The organism is Micromonospora deserti, assembly GCF_003236335.1.
GTDB lineage: Bacteria > Actinomycetota > Actinomycetes > Mycobacteriales > Micromonosporaceae > Micromonospora > Micromonospora deserti.
The window spans coordinates 20,915-39,704 of the sequence record NZ_POUB01000018.1 but is presented as its reverse complement, the minus strand read 5'-3'; the positions used below and the strand labels follow the sequence as shown (position 1 = coordinate 39,704).

Genomic DNA, 18,790 nt, shown 5'->3' with positions numbered 1-18,790 from the left:
TGAGCCCCATCTGGGTAACCGGCCCCCAGTTCTTGCCGAACAGCCCTGGGGCGGACAGCCGCGCCTCGCTCGTCGCCGCCTGCCTGGACTTCGCCCGCCGGGACGACGGTTACCGCACCGTCTACCTGCACACCAACGCGCGTGCCGGGGGCCGAGGCGTTCTGGCGATCCTTGCCAGTGGTGGAGGTGTACGACGCCCGGGGTGACGGCAACGAGCAGGACCCCCGCTTCGAGACGATCCACTTCGAGCTGCCGCTGGACGCCCGGATTTAGCGGGCCGTCCGCCGGCGCGGTCAGGTCGAGTAGCCCTCCGACCAGCGCACCGGTCCCGGCCGCCGCCGAGACCCCGTAGAACCAGCCGTAATACGTGCCGATAGGCCGCTCACTGCCCACTACTGGCAGCAGCTCCACCAGGAACGGGTTGCCGACACCCTCCGCCAGCTCCGGCCAGCGCTCGAGCTGGACCAGCGAGGGCGTCATCGCGTCCACCGCGGCCAGCAGCTCATCGTCCGGTTCCTGAGGGGCAGCACGGCGGCTAGCAGCTCGCGAACCGCGACCATAGAGTCTCCTGCTCCAGGTCCTCGTCCGGTCGGCTCTGGAGCCGACCTAAATCAGCCCGGCTCCGGTGCGGCAATGGGTCGATTGCCGTCACTTGGCCCGCGCTGCGACCTGCAATGTGGAGGCGCCCGCTCGTAGGCGGCCGCGCCACCACTGTCACTGAAATCCAGCAGGGGCATCGCCAGGTCTTCCGAAGCGGCCACGCCGGGGCGGTCTTGTCAGCCACCTGACTGTCTCGCATACTGTACTCCGCATAACGCATACAATGTCGCGCAGGAAGGGAGCTGCCCGTGCGAGTTGCAGTGCTCGGAGCTGGCGCCATCGGCGCGTACGTCGGCGCGGCCCTGTGCCGGGCCGGAGTGGACGTTCACCTGGTCGCCCGCGGGGCACACCTGGCCGCACTGCGGGCCAACGGAGTTCGGGTCCTCAGTCCACGGGGTGATTTCTCCGCGCACCCGCACGCCACTGACGATCCGGTGGACATCGGCCCGGTGGACTACGTGTTTCTCGGCCTCAAGGCGCACTCCTACGCTACGGCCGGGCCACTGCTCACCCCGCTGCTCGGTCCGGAGACGGCGCTTGTGGCCGGACAGAACGGCATCCCCTGGTGGTATTTCCACAAGCTGCCGGGACCGTATGAGAATCACCGCATCGAGGCGGTGGATCCCGACGGGGCGACGTCCGCGGTGATGACGCCGGAACGGGCGATCGGCTGCGTCGTCTACCCGGCGACGGTCATCGAGTCGCCGGGGGTGATCCGGCATCTGGAGGGGACCCGGTTCTCCATCGGCGAGCCGGATGGAAGCATTTCCGAGCGGTGTCTGACCTTCAGCGAGGCGATGATCGCGGGCGGCCTGAAGTGCCCGGTCGAGCCACGGCTGCGCGACGACATCTGGATCAAACTCATGGGCAACGCCGCGTTCAATCCGATCAGCGCCCTGACCCGGGCCACGATGGCGGAGATCTGTGAGCATCGCGGCACCCGGCGGGTGGTCGAGCAGATGATGGAGGAGACGCTCGACATCGCGGCCCGGGTCGGCAGTACGCCGGAAATCTCCATCAAGAAGCGGATCGACGGCGCCCAGCGGGTCGGCCACCACAAGACCTCGATGCTACAGGATCTCGAGGCTGGTAAGGAGCTGGAGCTCGACGCCGTCGTGGGGGCGGTGGTGGAGATGGCCAACATCACCGGTGCCCCGGCGCCGACGTTACGAAACATCCACGCCGCGACCGATCTCCTGGCCCGGACCATACCTCGGCAGCCCGCGACGATGCGGGCGGCCTGACTTCGCCTCCCCCGCCCCCGTTAGTGCCGGGAGCCGGCGCCGGGCGGCTACGACGGGGACGGCGTCGGCCGACAGACGTTCCTCGTCCGGCCCGGCGAGCCAACCCATCCACAGGACACCCGACGCCCTGGAGGCCACCGTGCCCCTTATCCGCAAGCCCGGTACCGCGTGGGCCGACGTCTACGCCCGTTGCCGCGAAGTCGCGCCCGAGGCTTTCCACGATGACCGCCTACTCAACTACTGGGGCGATCGGTGGCGCCGGGACGGGGAACCTGCTCCCGCGACCTCGCCGGTCGACGGCACAGCAATCGCCGGTCCGCCCCGGTTGACCGCCGCGACCGCGTACTCCGCCGTGCGGGCAGCCGCCGACGCCCACCGACACTGGGCGCTCGTTCCGCTCGCCGAGCGCAAGGCCCGGGTCAGCGCCACGCTGGACGCCCTCCGGGAACACCGCGACCTGCTCGCGCTACTGCTGGTGTGGGAGATCGGCAAGCCCTGGCGGTTGGCCACCGCCGACGTCGACCGCTGCATCGACGGGGTGCGGTGGTACGTCGACGAAGTCGACTCCATGGTGGCCGGCCGCTCCCCGCTCCCCGGTCCGGTCAGCAACATCTCCAGCTGGAACTACCCGATGAGCGTCATCATGCACTCGATGCTGGTGCAGGCGCTCGCCGGCAATGCGGTGATCGCAAAGGCGCCTACCGACGGCGGGGTAAGCTGCCTGACCCTCGCCTGTGCACTCGCAGCCTGGCACGACCTGCCACTGACGCTGGTCAGCGGCAGCGGCGCGGAACTCTCGTCGGTCCTGGTCACCGCACCCGAGATCAGCTGCGTCTTCTTCGTCGGCGGCCGGAGTGCGGGCAGTCAGGTGGCCGCCCGGCTGGTCGACTCCGACAAGCGCCACGTGCTGGAGCAGGAGGGCCTCAACTGCTGGGGCGTCTGGGAGTTCAGCAACTGGGAGCTGCTCGCCGACAACGTCCGCAGGTCCTTCGAGTACGGCAAGCAGCGGTGCACCGCCTATCCGCGGTACGTCGTGCAACGATCGCTCTTCGACCAGTTCCTCGCCGCGTACTTGCCGGCGGTCCGCGCCGTCCGGTTCGGCCACCCGCTGGCAGTCGAGCCGGGGCAGGACGGGTACCCGGATCTCGACTTCGGTCCCCTGATCAAGGACACCAAGGTCAAGGAGCTGAACGACGCGATCGAGGCGGCGGTCGCCAAGGGCGGGGTGCCGCTGTACCGCGGTTCGCTGGACGACGGCAGCTTCCTGCCCGACCAGGACCGCTCGGCGTACCTCGCGCCGGTGGCGATCCTGTCGCCACCGCCCTCCTCACCGCTGTTCCACGCCGAGCCCTTCGGCCCAGTCGACACGGTCGTGCTGGTCGACACCGAGGCTGAGCTGCTGGCCGCGATGAACGCCAGCAACGGCGCGTTGGTCGCCTCGCTGGCCTGCGACGACGAGGCGACCGCGCAACGGCTCAGCGGCGAGTTGCGGGCGTTCAAGGTCGGCGTCAACCGGCCCCGGTCCCGCGGCGACCGCCAGGAGGTTTTCGGCGGCCGGGGGGCGTCCTGGCGGGGCGCGTTCGTCGGTGGCGCGCTGCTGGTGCACGCGGTGACCGAGGGACCGGCCGGTGAGCGGCTCTACGGCAACTTCCCGACCCACGCCCACTACCCGGAGGTCTGAACCATGGCCAAGATCCCCTGCATGGACGCGGTCGTCTCGGTGCTCGCGTCGGAGGGCGTGGACATCGCGTTCGGCTGTCCCGGCGCGGCCATCCTGCCCCTGTACGCCGCGCTGGAGAAGAGCGACATCCGGCACCTGATCGTCCGACACGAGGAGGGTGCCACCCACATGGCGGACGGCTGGGCCCGGACCAACGGCCGCGTCGGCGTGGCCATCGGCACCTCCGGACCGGCCGGCACCAACATGATCACCGGGCTCTACACCGCGCAGGCGGACTCGATCCCGATGATCTGCGTCACCGGCCAGGCTCCGACCAGCAAGCTGCACCAGGAGGCGTTCCAGGCGGTCGACATCGTCGAGATCGCCAAGCCGGTGACGAAGTGGGCGGTGCAGGTGAAGGAAGCCGCCCAGGCGCCCTGGATCTTCCGGGAGGCGTTCCGGATCGCCCGCTCGGGCCGACCCGGACCGGTCCTGATCGACCTACCGCTCGACGTGCAGCGCCAGGAGATCGAGTGGGACCCCTCGATCGATGCCCCGCTCCCCGTCGCCCGGGTCGAACCACACCTGCCCCGGGTGGAGCGGGCGCTGGACATGCTGCTGGCCGCCGAGCGGCCGCTGATCCTGGCGGGCGGCGGCGTCATCCTCGGCGAGGCGAGCGACCTGCTGCGGGAGGCTGCGGAGACGCTGAACGTCCCGGTCCAGGTCACGCTGATGGGCAAGGGCGCGATACCGGAGGATCACGACCTCTTCGCCGGCATGACCGGTATCCAGACCACCCAGCGCTGGGGCAACGCCTCCTTTCTGGAGTCCGACCTGGTGCTCGCGCTCGGCGCCCGGTTCGGTGACCGGCACACCGGCGACCTGGAGACCTACCGCGGCAACCGCGCGTTCATCCACGTCGACATCGAGCCGACCCAGATCGGCAAGGTCTTCGGTCCGGACCTCGGCGTGGTGTCGGACACGAAGCTGTTCCTCGCGGCCCTGATCGACGCGATCAAGCGGCGGAACGCGCACCGCGACCGTGGAGAGTGGATATCCCGGGTCCGCGCGCTGCGCGAGACGCTGGGCCGGCGGGACGACTTCGATTCGGTTCCGATCAAGGCGCCCCGGGTGTTCAAAGAGATCAACGAGTTCTTCGGCCCGGACACCTACTTCGTCACCGCCATCGGCCTTTATCAGATCTGGTCCGGGCAGTTCCAGAAAGTCTTCAAGCCCCGCCATTACCAGGTCTGCGGGCAGGCCGGGCCGCTGGGTTGGGAAATCCCCGCGGCGATCGGGGTCAAGTCCGCCAATCCTGACGCCGAGGTGGTCGGCGTGGTCGGCGACTACTCCTTCCAGTTCCTGGTCGAGGAGCTCGCCGTCGCCGCGCAGTACAACATCCCGTTCGTGCTGATCATGTTGAACAACGAGTATCTCGGGTTGATCCGCCAGGCGGAGATCGGCTACGGCATGAACTACCAGGTGGACATCCACTATGACGAGTACGGCACGGACAACGTGAAGGTCATGGAGGCGTACGGCTGTTCCGGGCGCCGCGTGACCCAGCCCGGCGACCTCGCGGACGCGCTGTCCTGGGCGAGCAAGGAGGCGAAGCGGACCAGCCGTCCGGTGCTGGTGGAGGTGATGATCGAGCGCGAGGCGAACACGGCGCACGGGCTCTCCGTCGCGAAAGTCAACGAGTACGAACCGGTGCCGGAAACCGAGTATCCGGATGCCCTCTCCGGCTGACCCGCTGGCTGGGCGGAGGGGCGGACATCGCGTATAGCGGATCTCGCGCCATCGGATTCACGTCGGGGCGGGCGGCCATCGCCGCCCGCCCCGACTGCCCGTTCCGAATCGGTAGTCACTTCGATGTCTATCCATATAGATCGCGCGACACGGACTCCTGCTCGGCGTCGATTGCATCTCGCCGACTGTATGCTATAAACCAGCTTCGGACGCGACGACGTCCGCGACCTATGGCAACCGGAGGGTAGTCGATGACCGAATGGGCAGGCTCGGTTGCACCGGCCACTGGCGGGAGGCGACGGCGTCTCCCCGCCGACCGTGACGAGACGCGGGCCGCGCGACAGCCGCTGGAGCGTCCCGCGCCACTGCGCCAGGCCGTCTACGACGCCATCGCCGAGATGATCATCAACCGGGAGCTACGGCCGGGCGAGCACCTCGTCGAGAACGAACTCGCGGCTCAGCTCGGCGTCAGCCGGCAACCCGTCCGGGAGGCCCTTCAGCGGCTGCAGAGCGAGGGCTGGGTCGACCTGCGTCCGGCCCTCGGCGCCTTCGTGCACGTCCCCACCGAGGAGGAGGCGGACCAACTCCTCGCGACCCGCACCCTCCTCGAATCGGAGTCCGCGCGGCTGGCCGCCCGAAACTCCACACCCGAACAGGTCGAACGGCTGCGGGAGCTGCAGCGCGCTGGCGAGAAGGCGCTCAGCGACGACGACCAGGCCGCGCTCGTCGCCGCCAACGCCGCCCTGCACGCGCACGTGGTCAGCATGTCCGGCAACAAGGTGCTCGCCGAGCTGATCGCGCTGGTGGACCGCCGGGTGCGCTGGTACTACGCGCCCATCGCACGCTCCCGTGGTCGTGAGGCGTGGAACGAGCACGCCGAGCTGATCGAGATGATCGCGAGCCGTAACAGCCGGCGGGCCGGCGACCTGATGCGCCGACACACCGAACGCACTCGGGAGAGCTACCACCAGCGGCGCAAGGAGGCAGCCGAACGGGAAGCCCTGGGCTGACGGGTAGCGCAGTAGCGTACAACTAGCGGCGCTCACGACGCTGGCGCACCCGTTCCCGAGTTGCCGTCCGCGTCCGGCGCCGCATCGCCGCGGGCGCGAGCCACTCGCGCGGCCTCAGGCGGCCAGGCCGGCACCGATCGGACGCACGAGAGTGCCCGCCCCGGGTGACACGTGCGCCGGATGCGACCGGCGCCTCCTCCCGGGACGGACACTTCTCGGTACGGCCATCACCGGCCGACGCGGTGGCCGGCCGACGCACGGCGGCCGGCTAGGTCCCGCCTACTTGTACATGGTCTGGTTCATCGTGCCGGGCGCGTACGCGTCCGGATCGATCCAGACGTTGATCAGGGACGGCAGGCCCGACTCGCGGGCCCGGCGCAGCGCCGGGCCGATGTCCCGCGGGTCGCGCACCTCCTCGCCGTACCCGCCCAGCATCTTGGCGAACTGGTCGTAGTGCACGTCGCCGAGGGTGTTCCCGACCCGGGCCCGGGCGTCACCGTACTTGGCCGCCTGGCCGTACCGGATCTGGTTCATCGACGAGTTGTTGCCGACCACGCCGACGAAGGGCAGATCGAACCGGACCATCGTCTCGAAGTCCCAGCCGGTGAGGCTGAAGGCGCCGTCACCGAAGAGGCAGACGACCTCCTTGTCGGGCCGGGCGTACTTCGCTGCGAGCGCGAACGGCACGCCCACGCCGAGGGTGCCGAGCGGACCCGGGTCCATCCAGTGCCCCGGCGCCTTCGGCTGCACCACGCCGCCGGAGAAGGTCACCACGTCGCCGCCGTCCCCGATGTAGATTGAGTCCTCCGTCAGGAACTCGTTGATCTCGTGGGCCAGGCGCAGCGGGTGGATCGGGCTGGCGTCGGAGAGCTGGCGGGGCAGCCGCTTCTCGTAGGCCGCGGTCTCCTCGGCCCGCAGCTCGGCGAACCACGCCTTGCGCCGTCCGGCACCATTGTCGACCCGGCCGGAGGCCGCCTGGGTCACCGCCGCCAGGATCGCACCCGGGTCACCCACGAGCCCGAGGTCGATGTCCCGGTTCTTGCCGACCGTACGGTAATCCATGTCGATCTGGACCACCGTCGCGTTCTTCGGCAGCCGGCGGCCGTACCCCATCCGGAAGTCGAACGGGGTACCGACGATGAGGATCACGTCGGCGTTGTTGAACGCGTAGCGGCGGGACAGGTGGAAGTGGTGCGGGTCGCCGGGCGGCAGGGTGCCGCGCGCCGACCCGTTCATGAACGCCGGGATGTTCAGTGACCGGACGAAGTCGATCGCCGCCGCGGAGCCGCGGCCCGTCCAGACCTGCGTGCCGAGCAGGACCGCGGGCTTCTCGGCCCGGACCAGGATGTCGGCCAGCCGTTCGATCGCGGCCGGGTCACCGATGCTCTTGGTGGAGGCTCGGTAGCGGCCCGACTCGGGGATCGTCACGGTGGCGGTGTCGACCTCGGCGTCGAGGATGTCGCGCGGGATCTCGAGGAAGGACGGGCCCGGGGCCCCCTGGTAGCACTCCCGGAACGCCATCGACACCATGTCGGCGACCCTGGCGGTGTGCGGCACGGTCGCGGCGAACTTCGTAATCGGCGTCATCATGTCGACGTGCGGCAGGTCCTGTAGTGAGCCCATCTTGTGCTGGTTGAGCGCGCCCTGCCCGCCGATCAGCAGCATCGGGCTCTCGGCCCGGAAGGCGTTCGCCACGCCGGTCACCGCGTCGGTGGTGCCGGGGCCGGCGGTGACGACGGCGCAGCCGGGCTTGCCGGTGACCCGCGCGTACCCGTCGGCGGCGTGCGCCGCGACCTGCTCGTGCCGTACGTCGACCACGGCGATGCCCTCGTCCACGCAGCCGTCGTAGATGTCGATGATGTGCCCACCGCAGAGCGTGAAGATGACGTCCACGCCCTCGGCCTTGAGCGCCTTGGCCACCAGGTGCCCCCCGGAGATTCGCTCCGGGTCACGGCTCGGTTCCTGCAAGATCGGGTCCACGACGGCTTCAGTCGCGGTCTGCACCATTGCTCTCAACTCCCTCTAGTGGCCGCCGGCGACCGGCGTGCTCCGCTGTGACGGGGCCGGCGATGTGGACTGGGACTGCTCCGGGATGCACGGACGGGTGGGCATGGCGCAGCAGTTGCTCGGGCTTCGCCGCGCCCGCACAGCCGGCTGCCCGGCCGGGTGGGCCCGCGGTACGACCCGACCGTCGACTCATGAGCACCTCCCCAACCCCGGATTGCATACCGTATGTGGTAGGCATAATCCTGAACCATGTGACAGCAGGGTGTCTAGAGGCAGCGGGACGTTTTCCCGCACGGGCTCGACCAGGGGTCGGACGCACGCCGGCACGTGGCCGACAGAGCGCCATGACCTGGGCGCATACCGCCCCGCTGGCGGCGAGGGCCGCAGCGGAGCTGGTGACCCGGACCGGACGGACCACCCCGCACACCCGCCCGGCCCGGCATCCCGGACCGGGCGTGGGGGACGACAGTGGACGGTGGCCTTGGTCACTAGTGCGGTTTTTTGTATACCGAACGCGGTATCCTGGGATTCGCTGGAGTAGCGGGAACGGCCCGAGCACAAAGCAGGTTTGTGGTGCGCATACGCTGGGTAGATAGCCATAGTGGACTATTGGTTCACAGCGACGCACCGGCGGGAGGCGACGCCGCAGTCGTCGAACCGCCGCCGCGGGCGGCCCCAGCTGCCGTTCCTCGACCGACCCGGCCGCGGCCCAACCGAGGGGCCTCGGTCGCCGATCCGGCCACCCCGGATGTGCCCGACCCCACCGGGCACATCCGGGCGTCCTGCCGGGACCACCGGGGCCGTACGCGGGTCCGGTGCGCACCGCCCGGGAGGGTCGTCTCCCGGGAAGCCCCAACAATCAGGAGTGATGTCATGTCGACCTGGCGAAAGTTCGAGCGTTCCCTGGCCCGGCTCACGGACCGGCTGAACCTGCCCACCGGCGTCCCCGCGGACGGGCGCTCCGTCGGGCTCGGCCTCGCGACCGCGCTGGAGGCCCAGCGCCGCGCCGACCGGCCGAGCGACGAGGAGATCGAACGGTTCCTTCGAGGCGCCTCCGGCCAGGGTGATCTGGCCAAGGTCTGATCCCCGGCTTGCCAGGAAAGAGCGGGCGAAAAACCCGCCGCTCTCCCCCGGGATACCAGTCCCTGCGGGGAGAGCCGGCACGACGTCGACGGACACGACACCGGGGACCTCAGACCGGGTCCTGGTCCACGACCACGGCGTCTGGAGCAGCGGAGGCCGCCCCGACCGGGGCGGCCTCAGCGTCCCGGTTCCGGTCCCGGCGCGATTTCAGCAGACTCGCCACGGTGGTGACCACCAGCGTGCCGATGATGACCCCGAGCGAGACGGCGATCGGCACCTCCGGCGCCCAGTCGATCCCGTCGTGGTGCATCGCCTCCAGCACCAGCTTGGCCCCGATGAAGGCCAGGATGAGTGCCAGGCCCTTGCTGAGGTACACCAGCCGGTCCAGCAGCCCGCCGATCAGAAAGTAGAGCTGCCGCAGCCCCATCAGGGCGAACGTGTTCGCGGTGAAGACCAGGTACGGTTCCTGGGTCAGACCGAAGATCGCCGGAATCGAGTCGAGCGCGAACAACAGGTCCGTGGTGCCGATCGCGACCATCACGATCAGCATCGGGGTCACCATCAGCCGGCCGTCGATCCGGGTCAGCACCGACGCGCCCCGGTACGAGTCGGTGGTCGGCAGGATCCGCTTCGCCGTACGCAGCGCGATGTTCTCGGAGAACTCGTCTTCCTGCTGCGGCCCGACCAACTTGACGGCGGTGTAGATCAGGAACGCACCGAAGATGTAGAAGAGCCAGTCGAACCGGGATATCGCCTGGGCGCCGGCCGCGATGAAGACGGCGCGCATGAGCAGCGCCAGGATGATACCGATCAGCAGGACCTTCTGCCGGTACTGCACGGGCACCGCGAACCGGCTCATGATGATCACGAAGACGAACAGGTTGTCGACACTGAGGGAGTACTCGGTGAGCCAGCCGGCGAAGAACTGGCCACCGTACGTGCCGCCGGCGGTCGACGTGACGACGAGCCCGAAGACGACGGCGGCGAGCACGTAGAAGCTCACCCACCCGGCACATTCCCGAAAGGACGGCTCGCGTGGGTCTCGGGCGACCAGGTAGAAGTCGAAGGCGATCATCACGGCGAAGCCGATGATCGTTACAGTCCACACCCAGGTCGGTAGATTCATGACTCTCCCTTGTTGCGAAGCACGGTCGCGGGACCTGCCCCCCGTCCGGCCGCACGCGCCCGCCGCCGGCCTTCCCTGGCCTTCCACTGCGCCTCGGCGTGCCGCAGGTAGAAGCCGTAGAGGCGTTCGGCCCGCGGGTTCCTTTCACGGATCCGGCCCAGCCAGCCCGGCGCGATCCGCTCGTGCAGCCAACTGAACCCGATGGCGAACCCGAGACTGGCCATCGCCTGATAGGCGAGGAAGCCGAGGGGGTCCGCCGGCAGGGCCGGCCGGCCTGCGATGAGCAGGCCGGCCAGCACTTCGTGCAGCAGTCGAGCGACCGGGAACGCGACGAGCCAGTACAGCCCGACCGGAGCGAACACACCGGGCCGTACGATGCCCGCGCCGAGCAGGAGCCCGAACGCGCCGCCGGCGAGCGCCATCGGCAGGCCGAGCCCCACCGCGGTGGCTGCCGCCCAGCCGGCGGGTTGGCCGACGAGCAGCGCTAGCCCGCCGGCCACCACGCCGGCCGATGCTCCGATCACGGCGCCCGGCAGGGCGAGTTCCCCGTGGTTCTTCATCCGCGTCGCCCTCATCTCAACCGACGACCACGCCGAACCGGAACAGGCTGTAGAGCAGCATGCCCAGGTAGAACACCGCACCGAAGCCGATCACCAGGTTCGGTACGAAGCCCGGCCGGATCGGCTTGGGCAGCATCCGGTTGTTCACCAGCAGCAGGACGACGCAGTAGGCGCCCATCGCGAGGGTGGACAGGAACGCGAGCACGTCGAGGATCGCGCCCGGGCCGTCGGCGGGGCCGAAGAGCAGGATCAGGATGCCGAACGTGATCACGCCCCAGAGGAAGCCGGCGTACAGCTTCGACATGCCGAACCGCTTCATCCCCGGGATGAAGTGGTAGCTCATGTCCGCCTGGCCTCGGGAGAACGAGTCGAACAGACCCAGCGTGGCGTTGAGCCCGATCAACGCGATGAAGCCCAGGAAGACGCCGCGCAGGATCGGCGCGCCGGCCGAGGCGAAGGCGTCCGCCATAGCGGTCAGCGAGGCCTCCCGATCGCCTTCGAGGATCAGTGCGGTGACGTCCGGGCTCTGCCGCGCGGCGGTCTGGGCCAGCACGGTGAACGAGACGGTGACCAGCATCGTCACGCCCCAGAAGAGCAGCACCGCGTCGAAGGTCACCCAGCGCCGCCAGCCCTTCCATTTCCGCATCTCCTGCTGGTTGTCGGTGTCGAACATGAACCCTCGAGAGGGCATGGCCTCCTCGTTGCCGGCGGACCGCAACCCGCGGATCTTCGGGATGTGTGCGCCCATGCCGGCGCCGGAGTCCCGCAGGTGCAGCGTGTACCACATCTGCTGCATGCCGGACGGCCCCGCGAACGCGATCGCCCCGACCAGGACCGGGAACCAGGCCGCGGACATCGCCTGCTCCGGGAAGTACCCGAACTGGAACATGCCCGCGAGGGTGGCGGTGAGATCACTCCAGCGGCCGACCAGCGAGGCGGCCACCGCTGTGCCGATCACGAGTACGCCGATGAGGATGCCCAGCAGGCTCTCCAGCAGCGGGTAGATCACCGATGCCAGGCTGAACAGGATGCCGACCAGGATCAGGCCGACACAGGCGGTGACGACCCAGGGTATGCCGGTCACCTGTTCGAAGGCGGCCGCGCCGGTGGACAGGTGACCTGGCCAGATGTAGACCAGGATCGCCACCGCGAAGAAGAACCACATCAGTGGTTTGAAGACCCGTGCGGCACCGAAGAAGATGCTCTCTCCGGTGGCCATGGCGTACCGGGCCATCTCCAGCATGACGAACGCCTGCAGCGTTACGCCGATGAGGAAGAGCCACCGGATCTCGGGCCCGAAGACCAGGACGAGGCGGGGCCACATGTATGCCTCACCCATGCCGACGCCGAGCGCGACGAGGAACACGGTGGGACCGAGGAGATGGATGGACGGGGGTGGGTCGGGCAGCTCCCGGATCGGCATCGGTTCGAGCCGGCCGGCCCGCCACACCCGCGAGTCGGTGGCGCCGGGCGAAGCGGCGGCATCGCGTTGCGGGGGAATTTCGGTGGTGCCGGTCGAGGGGTGGGTGCTGCTGGTTGACGGTTGACTGGCGGCTGGTGTGTTCGCGGCGTCCACGGTCGTCCTCCTGGGCTGTGACGAGTCGGATCCCGGGGGTGGGGGGACGGATCCGGATCCGACGCTGATGTCGTTGAACCCCTGGCCGTAGAGCGGTCACCGTGTCTCTAGTGGCCCCTCCAACTGCCTTCTGGCGGATCGCATGCGCTTGTCTAGCGGCTCGGCTGGGCACCGCCGAGCAGGCCGGCTGCCCGAGCCCAGCGGTACTTGGCACCGAGCACCGCTACCGGCTTCTCGGTGGTGTACGGATAGGCGACGATGCCATGCCGGTACAGGTGTTCGCTGGCCTGCTCGACCTCCACGTCACCCGCGAGCGAGGCGACGACCGGCTTGTGGATGCCCTTGGCCCGGAACTCGGCGACCACGTCGACGACGAGTTCCGCGAAAACCATCGGCGGAGTGACGATGGTGTGCCAGTAGCCGAGAATCAGCGAGTGGATGCGCGGATCGGACAGGCCGAGCGCGATGGTGTTGCGGTACGTCGACGGAGGCTCGCCACCGGTGATGTCCACCGGGTTGCCGGCCGCGCCGAACGGCGGGATGAACGCACGGAAGGCCTCGTCGAGGTCCGGCGGGATCTCCATGAGGCTCAGCTTGTTGTCCACGCAGGCGTCCGAGAGGAGCACTCCGGAGCCGCCGGCGCCGGTGATGATAACGACGTTCTCGCCCTGCGGAGTCGGCAGCAGCGGGATGCCGCGGGCGTACTCCAGCAGGTCGTTCAGGCCGGGCGCGCGGATCACACCGCTCTGTCGCAGAATGTCGTCGTAGACCTTGTCGTTGCCGGCGAGCGCGCCGGTGTGCGAGCTGGCCGCCTTGGCACCCTGGTCGGTGCGGCCGGCCTTGAGGACAATCACCGGCTTCTTCGCCGACACCCGCTTGGCGGTTCGGGCGAACGACCGACCGTCCTTCAGATCCTCCAGGTGCATGGCGATGAGCTGGGTGTTCGGGTCGCTCTCAAAGAAGGTCAGCAGGTCGTCCTCGTCGATGTCGGCCTTGTTGCCGACCCCGACGATGGAGGAGACGCCCATCCGGGCGGACCGGCTGAAGCCGAGGATGGCCATGCCGATGCCCCCGCTCTGCGAGGAGAGCGCAACCCCACCCTTGACGTCGTACGGCGTGCAGAATGTCGCCGACAGGTTCTCCGGCGTGTAGTAGTAGCCGTAGATGTTCGGTCCGAGGATCCGTACTCCGTGCCGGCGGGCGATCGCGACGACCTCCTCCTGCAACTCGTGGTTGCCGGTCTCGCCGAACCCGGAGGGGATCAGGATGGCACCGGCCACTCCCTTGACACCGACCTCCTCGAGCGCGGCCGGTACGAACTTGGCCGGGATGGCGAAGACGGCGACGTCCACCGGGCCGGGCACGTCGGCGATGCTGCGGAACGCCTTGCGGTCCAGGATCTCGGTAGCCTTGGGGTTGATCGGATAGATCTCGCCCTGGTATCCCCCGTTCACCAGGTTCTTCATCACGGAGTTGCCGATCTTTCCGGCCTCGGCCGACGCTCCGATCACCGCGATCGAGGCCGGCCGCATGATCCGGCTCATGCTGGCCAGGATCTCCTCGGTGGTGAACTGCTCCGGCTGCTGGGCGGCCGCCGGGTCGACCAGGATCCGCACGTCGACGGCGGTCGCCCCGGTCGACGTGGCCAGCACCGGGTTGAGGTCCACCTCGGCCAGCTCGGGGAAGTCGGTGACCAGGTCGGACAGGCGCACGATGAGGTCGGCCAGGGCCTCCTGGTTGGCCGGCTCGGCGCCCCGTACGCCCCGCAGGATCTCGGCGGAGGCGATGCCGTCGATCATCGACAGCGCGGTCTTGGTGTCGGTTGGGGCGAGCCGGAAGGTGACGTCCTTGAGCACCTCGACCAGCACGCCGCCGAGGCCGAAGGCGACCACCTTGCCGAAGGTGCGGTCGGTGACCGTGCCGACGATCACCTCGTGGCCGACGTCCAACTGCTGCTGCACCTGCACCCCGATGATCTTGGCGTCGGCCTTGTACGCCGTCGCGTTCGCGATGATGGTGTCGAACCCGGCGGCCACCTCCGCACCGGTCCTCAGGCCGACCAGCACACCGCCGGCCTCGGTCTTGTGCAGGATGTCCGGCGAGACGATCTTCAGCACCACCGGCAGGCCGATCTGTTCGGCCAGGGCCACCGCCTCGTCGGCGCTCGTGGCCAGGCCCTCGCCCGGGGTGGCAATGCCGTACGCCTCAACCACCAGCCGACCTTCGGGCGCGGTGAGCGAACTCCGCCCGTCGGCGCCGGCCCGATCGAGCACGCGCCGCACGGCTTCGCGGTCGTAGCTTCTGTCCTTTACTACCATTTCGTCGTCTCCTTGAGAACGCCATGCTCCGCCGGTTCCGGCGGACCTGGAGGTCGCGGACGGGTCGGACCAGGGCCGCGAGCGATCGTCAGATGGCGCCGGCGGCCCGCAGCTCGTCGACCTGCTCGCTGGTGTAGCCGAACTCACCGAGCACGTCCTGGGTGTGCTCGCCGAGCAGCGGCGAGCGCCCGACATCGACGTGCGAGTCGGAGAGCTTGAGCGGGTTCCCGACGGTCTTGTACCGACCGCGCTCCGGGTGGTCGACCTCGACCACCGACCCCAGCGCCGCGAGGGTCTCGTCCTCGATGAGCTCTCTGGTCGACAGGATCGGCCCGCACGGGATGTTGTGCGCGTTGAGCTTCTCCATCACCTCCCACTTGGTGTGCTTCTCGGTCCACTCCTCGATCAACGCGAACGCCTTGTCGAGCTTCGAGAGCCGCACCTGCGGGGTGTTCCAGGCCGGATCGTCGGCCAGCTCCGGTCGACCGATCAGCTCGGTGATCGGCTTCCAGCCCGGCGGCTGGATAATCACGTAGATGTAGTCGTTCGGGCCGCCCGGGGCACAGCGCACGGCCCAACCGGGCTGCCCGCCCCCGGAGGCGTTGCCGGAGCGGGGCACCGAGTCGCCGAAGCTCTCGTTCGGGTACTCCCCGAGCGGGCCGTGCTCCAGCCGCTGCTGGTCCCGCAACTTCACCCGGCACAGGTTGAGCACCGCGTCCTGCATCGCGACCTGCACCCGCTGCCCCCGTCCCGTCCGGCTGCGCTGGTAGAGCGCCGCGAGGATCCCGGCCACCAGATGGATCCCGCTCCCCGAGTCACCGATCTGGGCGCCGGTGGCGGTCGGGGGCCCGTCCTCGAAACCGGTGGTGCTCATCGAGCCACCCATCGCCTGGGCGATCACCTCGTACGCCTTGAAGTTTGCGTAACGACCGGGCCCGAAGCCCTTGATGGAGGCGTAGATGAGACCAGAGTTGATTTCCTGCAGCCGCTCCCAGGGGAACCCGAAGCGCTCGACCACGCCGGGGCCGAAGTTCTCGACGAGAATGTCCACCTCTGACACCAGCTTGGTGAAGATCTCCTTGCCGCGCTCGTGCTTCATGTTGAGGGTGATGCTGCGCTTGTTGGCGTTCAGCATCGTGAAGTAGAGGCTGTCGACGTCGGGAATGTCCCGGAGCTGGCCGCGGGTGATGTCGCCCTGTCCGGGTGCCTCCAGCTTGATGACGTCCGCACCCAGCCACGCCAGGATCTGCGTGGACGAAGGACCGGACTGCACATGCGTCATGTCGAGGACCCGAATGCCCTCCAGTGCCTTACCCATGAGCCAACCTCCTGTCGCGCCACACGTGGTGCCCTGCTGATGTGGAGCGGAGATCCCGCTCCGTCGCCGCCGATCGGGGACCGGCGGCCCAACCCCTCGATCGGCCTTCGGGATTGCATACGGTATGTGGTAGGCAATATCGTGGCGCATGTAACACCGCAGTGTCTAGGGGGTTGCGGGACGTTTCCGCGCAAGCCTCGGGCGGAGCGAAGGACCGGCTCAGCTTCCGCCGCTGACCCGACGGATCCCGCCGCATGGCATCCGGAACCGTTCCCGGTCGCCGGATGCAACCCCGGTCCCGCACCCGGTCCTTGACTCCACCCCGATCTGCTCCACTCCCCGAGTGGAGCTACCCACCGTAGGTCGAAGCGAAGGGAGGGCCCGGTGGATCTGCTCGAGCACCAGGCACAGGAACTGTTCGACAAACACGGCGTGCCGGTCAGCCGGAACCGGGTCGCCAGCACCCCCGACGAGGCATACGCGGCCGCCGCCGAGATCGGCGGACGCGTCGTGGTCAAGGCCCAGGTGAAGACCGGCGGGCGAGGCAAGGCCGGCGGGGTCAAGCTGTCCGACGGGCCGGACGCGGCCCGCGAGGTGGCGAGCGCGATCCTGGGCATGGACATCAAGGGCCACACCGTGCACAAGGTGCTGGTCACGGAGGCCAGCGACATCGTCGACGAGTACTACGTCTCGCTCCTGCTCGATCGGGGCGACCGTTCCTTTCTGGCCATGGTCTCCGGCGAGGGCGGGGTCGAGATCGAACAGGTGGCCGCCGAGAAGCCGGAGGCCCTCGCCCGGCTCCAGGTGGACCCGGCACACGGACTCGACCAGGTCACCGCGCTGCGCCTGGTCGCCGACGCGGGCCTGCCGGCCGACGTGTGCGGCGACGTGGCCAGCATCCTGGTCCGGCTCTGGGACGTGTTCCGCAAGGAGGACGCCACCCTGGTCGAGATCAACCCGCTCGCCAAGCTTGCCGACGGCACGGTCCGGGCGCTGGACGGCAAGGTGACCCTGGACGACAGCGCCCGGTTCCGGCAGCCCGGCCACGGCCAGTTCGTCGACGTGAGCGCCACCGACCCGCTGGAGCTCAAGGCCGCCGAGCGACATCTCAACTACGTCAAGCTAAACGGTGCGGTCGGCGTCATCGGCAACGGCGCCGGACTGGTCATGAGCACCCTCGACGTGGTGGCCTACGCCGGCGAGCGGTACGGCGGCGTCAGGCCGGCCAACTTCCTCGACATCGGCGGCGGCGCCTCGGCCGAGGTGATGGCGAACGGCCTGGAGATCATCCTCGGCGACCCCGACGTGCGGAGCGTCTTCGTCAACGTCTTCGGGGGGATCACCGCGTGCGACGCGGTCGCCAACGGCATCGTCCAGGCGCTCGGCCTGCTCAGCAGCCGCAGTGAGGCCATCACCAAGCCACTGGTCGTCCGCTTGGACGGCAACAACGCCAAGGAAGGGCGGCGAATCCTCGCCGAGGCCGCCCTGGTCGGCGTACGGACCGCGGACACGATGGACGGTGCGGCGCAGCTCGCCGCCGAACTGGCCGGCAAGGGGGCATGACAGCGATGGCGATCTTCCTCAACGAGAAGAGCAGGGTGCTGGTCCAGGGCATCACCGGCACCGAGGGCTCCCGGCACACCCGGCGCATGATCGCCGCCGGTACGAACATCGTCGCCGGGGTCACGCCCGGCAAGAGCGGCCAGGACGTCGACGGCGTCCCGGTCTTCAACACCGTCGACGACGCGGTCCGGGAGACCGGTGCCGACGTGTCGGTGCTCTTCGTACCGCCCCGGTTCGCCGAGGCGGCCGTGGTCGAGGCGATCGACGCCGGGCTCAGCCTCGCCGTGGTGATCAGCGAGGGGATCCCGGTGCACGACACCGCGAGGTTCTGGGCGTACGCCCAAGCCGCCGGCGACACCACCCGGATCATCGGGCCGAACTGCCCCGGCTTGATCAGCCCGGGGCAGTCCAACGCCGGGATCATCCCGGCCGACATCACCAAGCGCGGCCGGATCGGCCTGGTCAGCAAGAGCGGCACCCTGACCTATCAGATGATGTACGAGCTGCGCGACTTCGGCTTCTCTACCTGCGTCGGCATCGGCGGTGACCCGATCGTCGGCACGACCCACATCGACTGCCTGCAAGCGTTCGAGGACGACTCCGAGACCGACGCGATGGTGATGATCGGGGAAATCGGGGGCGACGCCGAGGAGCGGGCCGCCGAGTACATCAAGGCCAACATCAGCAAGCCGGTCGTCGGTTACGTCGCAGGCTTCACCGCCCCCGAGGGCAAGACGATGGGCCACGCCGGTGCGATCGTCTCCGGGTCGTCCGGCACGGCAACGGCCAAGCGGGAAGCCCTGGAGGCGGCCGGGGTACGGGTCGGCCGGACCCCGTCGGAGGCCGCCGCCCTGATGCGCGAGACCATGCTCGCGCGCTGACCGCAGGCGGAACCGCCGGCTGCGCACCCGATCGCCACCGCGCAGCCGGCGCCCGCCGTACCGACGGTCAGCGCCGGTCCGGGCGGAGTCCGACA

13 protein-coding genes are annotated in these 18,790 nt (G+C 69.2%); 7 read left to right on the top strand and 6 right to left on the bottom strand.

Annotated features, from left to right (window positions below):
• The first annotated feature begins 848 nt into the window (after positions 1-848).
• The 4 genes from C1I99_RS05140 to C1I99_RS05125 all read left to right on the top strand — a co-directional run bounded on the left by C1I99_RS05140 (position 849) and on the right by C1I99_RS05125 (position 6,263).
• On the top strand, positions 849-1,844 hold the full coding sequence (locus tag C1I99_RS05140; protein ID WP_111132983.1) for a 2-dehydropantoate 2-reductase: 996 nt from the start codon (positions 849-851) through the stop codon (positions 1,842-1,844).
• 139 nt (positions 1,845-1,983) lie between these two features.
• Positions 1,984-3,525 carry an aldehyde dehydrogenase family protein gene (locus tag C1I99_RS05135; protein WP_111132982.1) on the top strand — a complete coding sequence of 514 codons (1,542 nt, stop codon included), beginning with the start codon at positions 1,984-1,986 and terminating at the stop codon, positions 3,523-3,525.
• A gap of 3 nt (positions 3,526-3,528) precedes the next feature.
• Positions 3,529-5,253: a glyoxylate carboligase gene (gene gcl / locus C1I99_RS05130; RefSeq protein WP_111132981.1), complete on the top strand. Its 1,725-nt coding sequence runs from the start codon at positions 3,529-3,531 to the stop codon at positions 5,251-5,253.
• A gap of 251 nt (positions 5,254-5,504) precedes the next feature.
• Positions 5,505-6,263 carry a GntR family transcriptional regulator gene (locus C1I99_RS05125; RefSeq protein ID WP_111132980.1) on the top strand — a complete coding sequence of 253 codons (759 nt, stop codon included), beginning with the start codon at positions 5,505-5,507 and terminating at the stop codon, positions 6,261-6,263.
• Positions 6,264-6,542: 279 nt separating this feature from the next.
• Here C1I99_RS05125 and C1I99_RS05120 read toward each other — a convergent pair whose 3' ends face one another.
• Positions 6,543-8,270 carry a thiamine pyrophosphate-binding protein gene (locus tag C1I99_RS05120; protein WP_199561969.1) on the bottom strand — a complete coding sequence of 576 codons (1,728 nt, stop codon included), beginning with the start codon at positions 8,268-8,270 and terminating at the stop codon, positions 6,543-6,545.
• An 873-nt stretch (positions 8,271-9,143) separates the two neighbouring features.
• Between C1I99_RS05120 and C1I99_RS05115 the strand changes: the two genes are divergently transcribed.
• Positions 9,144-9,353 (top strand): hypothetical protein, encoded by a 210-nt coding sequence (locus tag C1I99_RS05115; RefSeq protein ID WP_111132979.1) that lies wholly within the window; start codon positions 9,144-9,146, stop codon positions 9,351-9,353.
• 109 nt (positions 9,354-9,462) lie between these two features.
• Here the strand turns inward: C1I99_RS05115 and C1I99_RS05110 are convergent, their stop codons facing one another.
• The 5 genes from C1I99_RS05110 to frc all read right to left on the bottom strand — a co-directional run bounded on the left by C1I99_RS05110 (position 9,463) and on the right by frc (position 16,251).
• A complete protein-coding gene (locus C1I99_RS05110; RefSeq protein WP_111132978.1) occupies positions 9,463-10,479 on the bottom strand; it encodes a TerC family protein in 1,017 nt (338 codons plus the stop codon).
• Positions 10,476-11,039, bottom strand: coding sequence for a hypothetical protein (locus C1I99_RS05105; RefSeq protein WP_199561968.1), 564 nt, complete (start codon positions 11,037-11,039; stop codon positions 10,476-10,478). The genes C1I99_RS05110 and C1I99_RS05105 overlap by 4 nt, the downstream gene beginning before the upstream one ends.
• A gap of 16 nt (positions 11,040-11,055) precedes the next feature.
• A complete protein-coding gene (locus C1I99_RS05100) occupies positions 11,056-12,615 on the bottom strand; it encodes an Nramp family divalent metal transporter (protein ID WP_199561967.1) in 1,560 nt (519 codons plus the stop codon).
• Positions 12,616-12,767: 152 nt separating this feature from the next.
• A complete protein-coding gene (locus C1I99_RS05095) occupies positions 12,768-14,933 on the bottom strand; it encodes an acetate--CoA ligase family protein (RefSeq protein WP_111132976.1) in 2,166 nt (721 codons plus the stop codon).
• A gap of 88 nt (positions 14,934-15,021) precedes the next feature.
• On the bottom strand, positions 15,022-16,251 hold the full coding sequence (frc, locus tag C1I99_RS05090; protein WP_111132975.1) for a formyl-CoA transferase: 1,230 nt from the start codon (positions 16,249-16,251) through the stop codon (positions 15,022-15,024).
• A gap of 384 nt (positions 16,252-16,635) precedes the next feature.
• On the opposite strand from frc, the gene sucC reads away from it, so the two are divergent.
• Both sucC and sucD read left to right on the top strand, forming a co-directional pair.
• Positions 16,636-17,814 (top strand): ADP-forming succinate--CoA ligase subunit beta, encoded by a 1,179-nt coding sequence (sucC, locus tag C1I99_RS05085; RefSeq protein ID WP_111132974.1) that lies wholly within the window; start codon positions 16,636-16,638, stop codon positions 17,812-17,814.
• A gap of 5 nt (positions 17,815-17,819) precedes the next feature.
• Positions 17,820-18,695 (top strand): succinate--CoA ligase subunit alpha, encoded by an 876-nt coding sequence (gene sucD / locus C1I99_RS05080; RefSeq protein ID WP_111132973.1) that lies wholly within the window; start codon positions 17,820-17,822, stop codon positions 18,693-18,695.
• The last annotated feature ends 95 nt before the right edge of the window (positions 18,696-18,790 follow it).

Excerpts from the sequence above, each read along its gene's own strand:
- C1I99_RS05120 (WP_199561969.1), bottom strand. The coding sequence starts at position 8,270 with ATGGTGCAGACCGCGACTGAAGCCGTCGTGGACCCGATCTTGCAGGAA.
- sucD (WP_111132973.1), top strand. The coding sequence starts at position 17,820 with ATGGCGATCTTCCTCAACGAGAAGAGCAGGGTGCTGGTCCAGGGCATC.
- C1I99_RS05105 (WP_199561968.1), bottom strand. The coding sequence starts at position 11,039 with ATGAAGAACCACGGGGAACTCGCCCTGCCGGGCGCCGTGATCGGAGCA.
- gcl (WP_111132981.1), top strand. The coding sequence starts at position 3,529 with ATGGCCAAGATCCCCTGCATGGACGCGGTCGTCTCGGTGCTCGCGTCG.
- C1I99_RS05125 (WP_111132980.1), top strand. The coding sequence starts at position 5,505 with ATGACCGAATGGGCAGGCTCGGTTGCACCGGCCACTGGCGGGAGGCGA.
- C1I99_RS05095 (WP_111132976.1), bottom strand. The coding sequence starts at position 14,933 with ATGGTAGTAAAGGACAGAAGCTACGACCGCGAAGCCGTGCGGCGCGTG.
- C1I99_RS05110 (WP_111132978.1), bottom strand. The coding sequence starts at position 10,479 with ATGAATCTACCGACCTGGGTGTGGACTGTAACGATCATCGGCTTCGCC.
- C1I99_RS05115 (WP_111132979.1), top strand. The coding sequence starts at position 9,144 with ATGTCGACCTGGCGAAAGTTCGAGCGTTCCCTGGCCCGGCTCACGGAC.
- frc (WP_111132975.1), bottom strand. The coding sequence starts at position 16,251 with ATGGGTAAGGCACTGGAGGGCATTCGGGTCCTCGACATGACGCATGTG.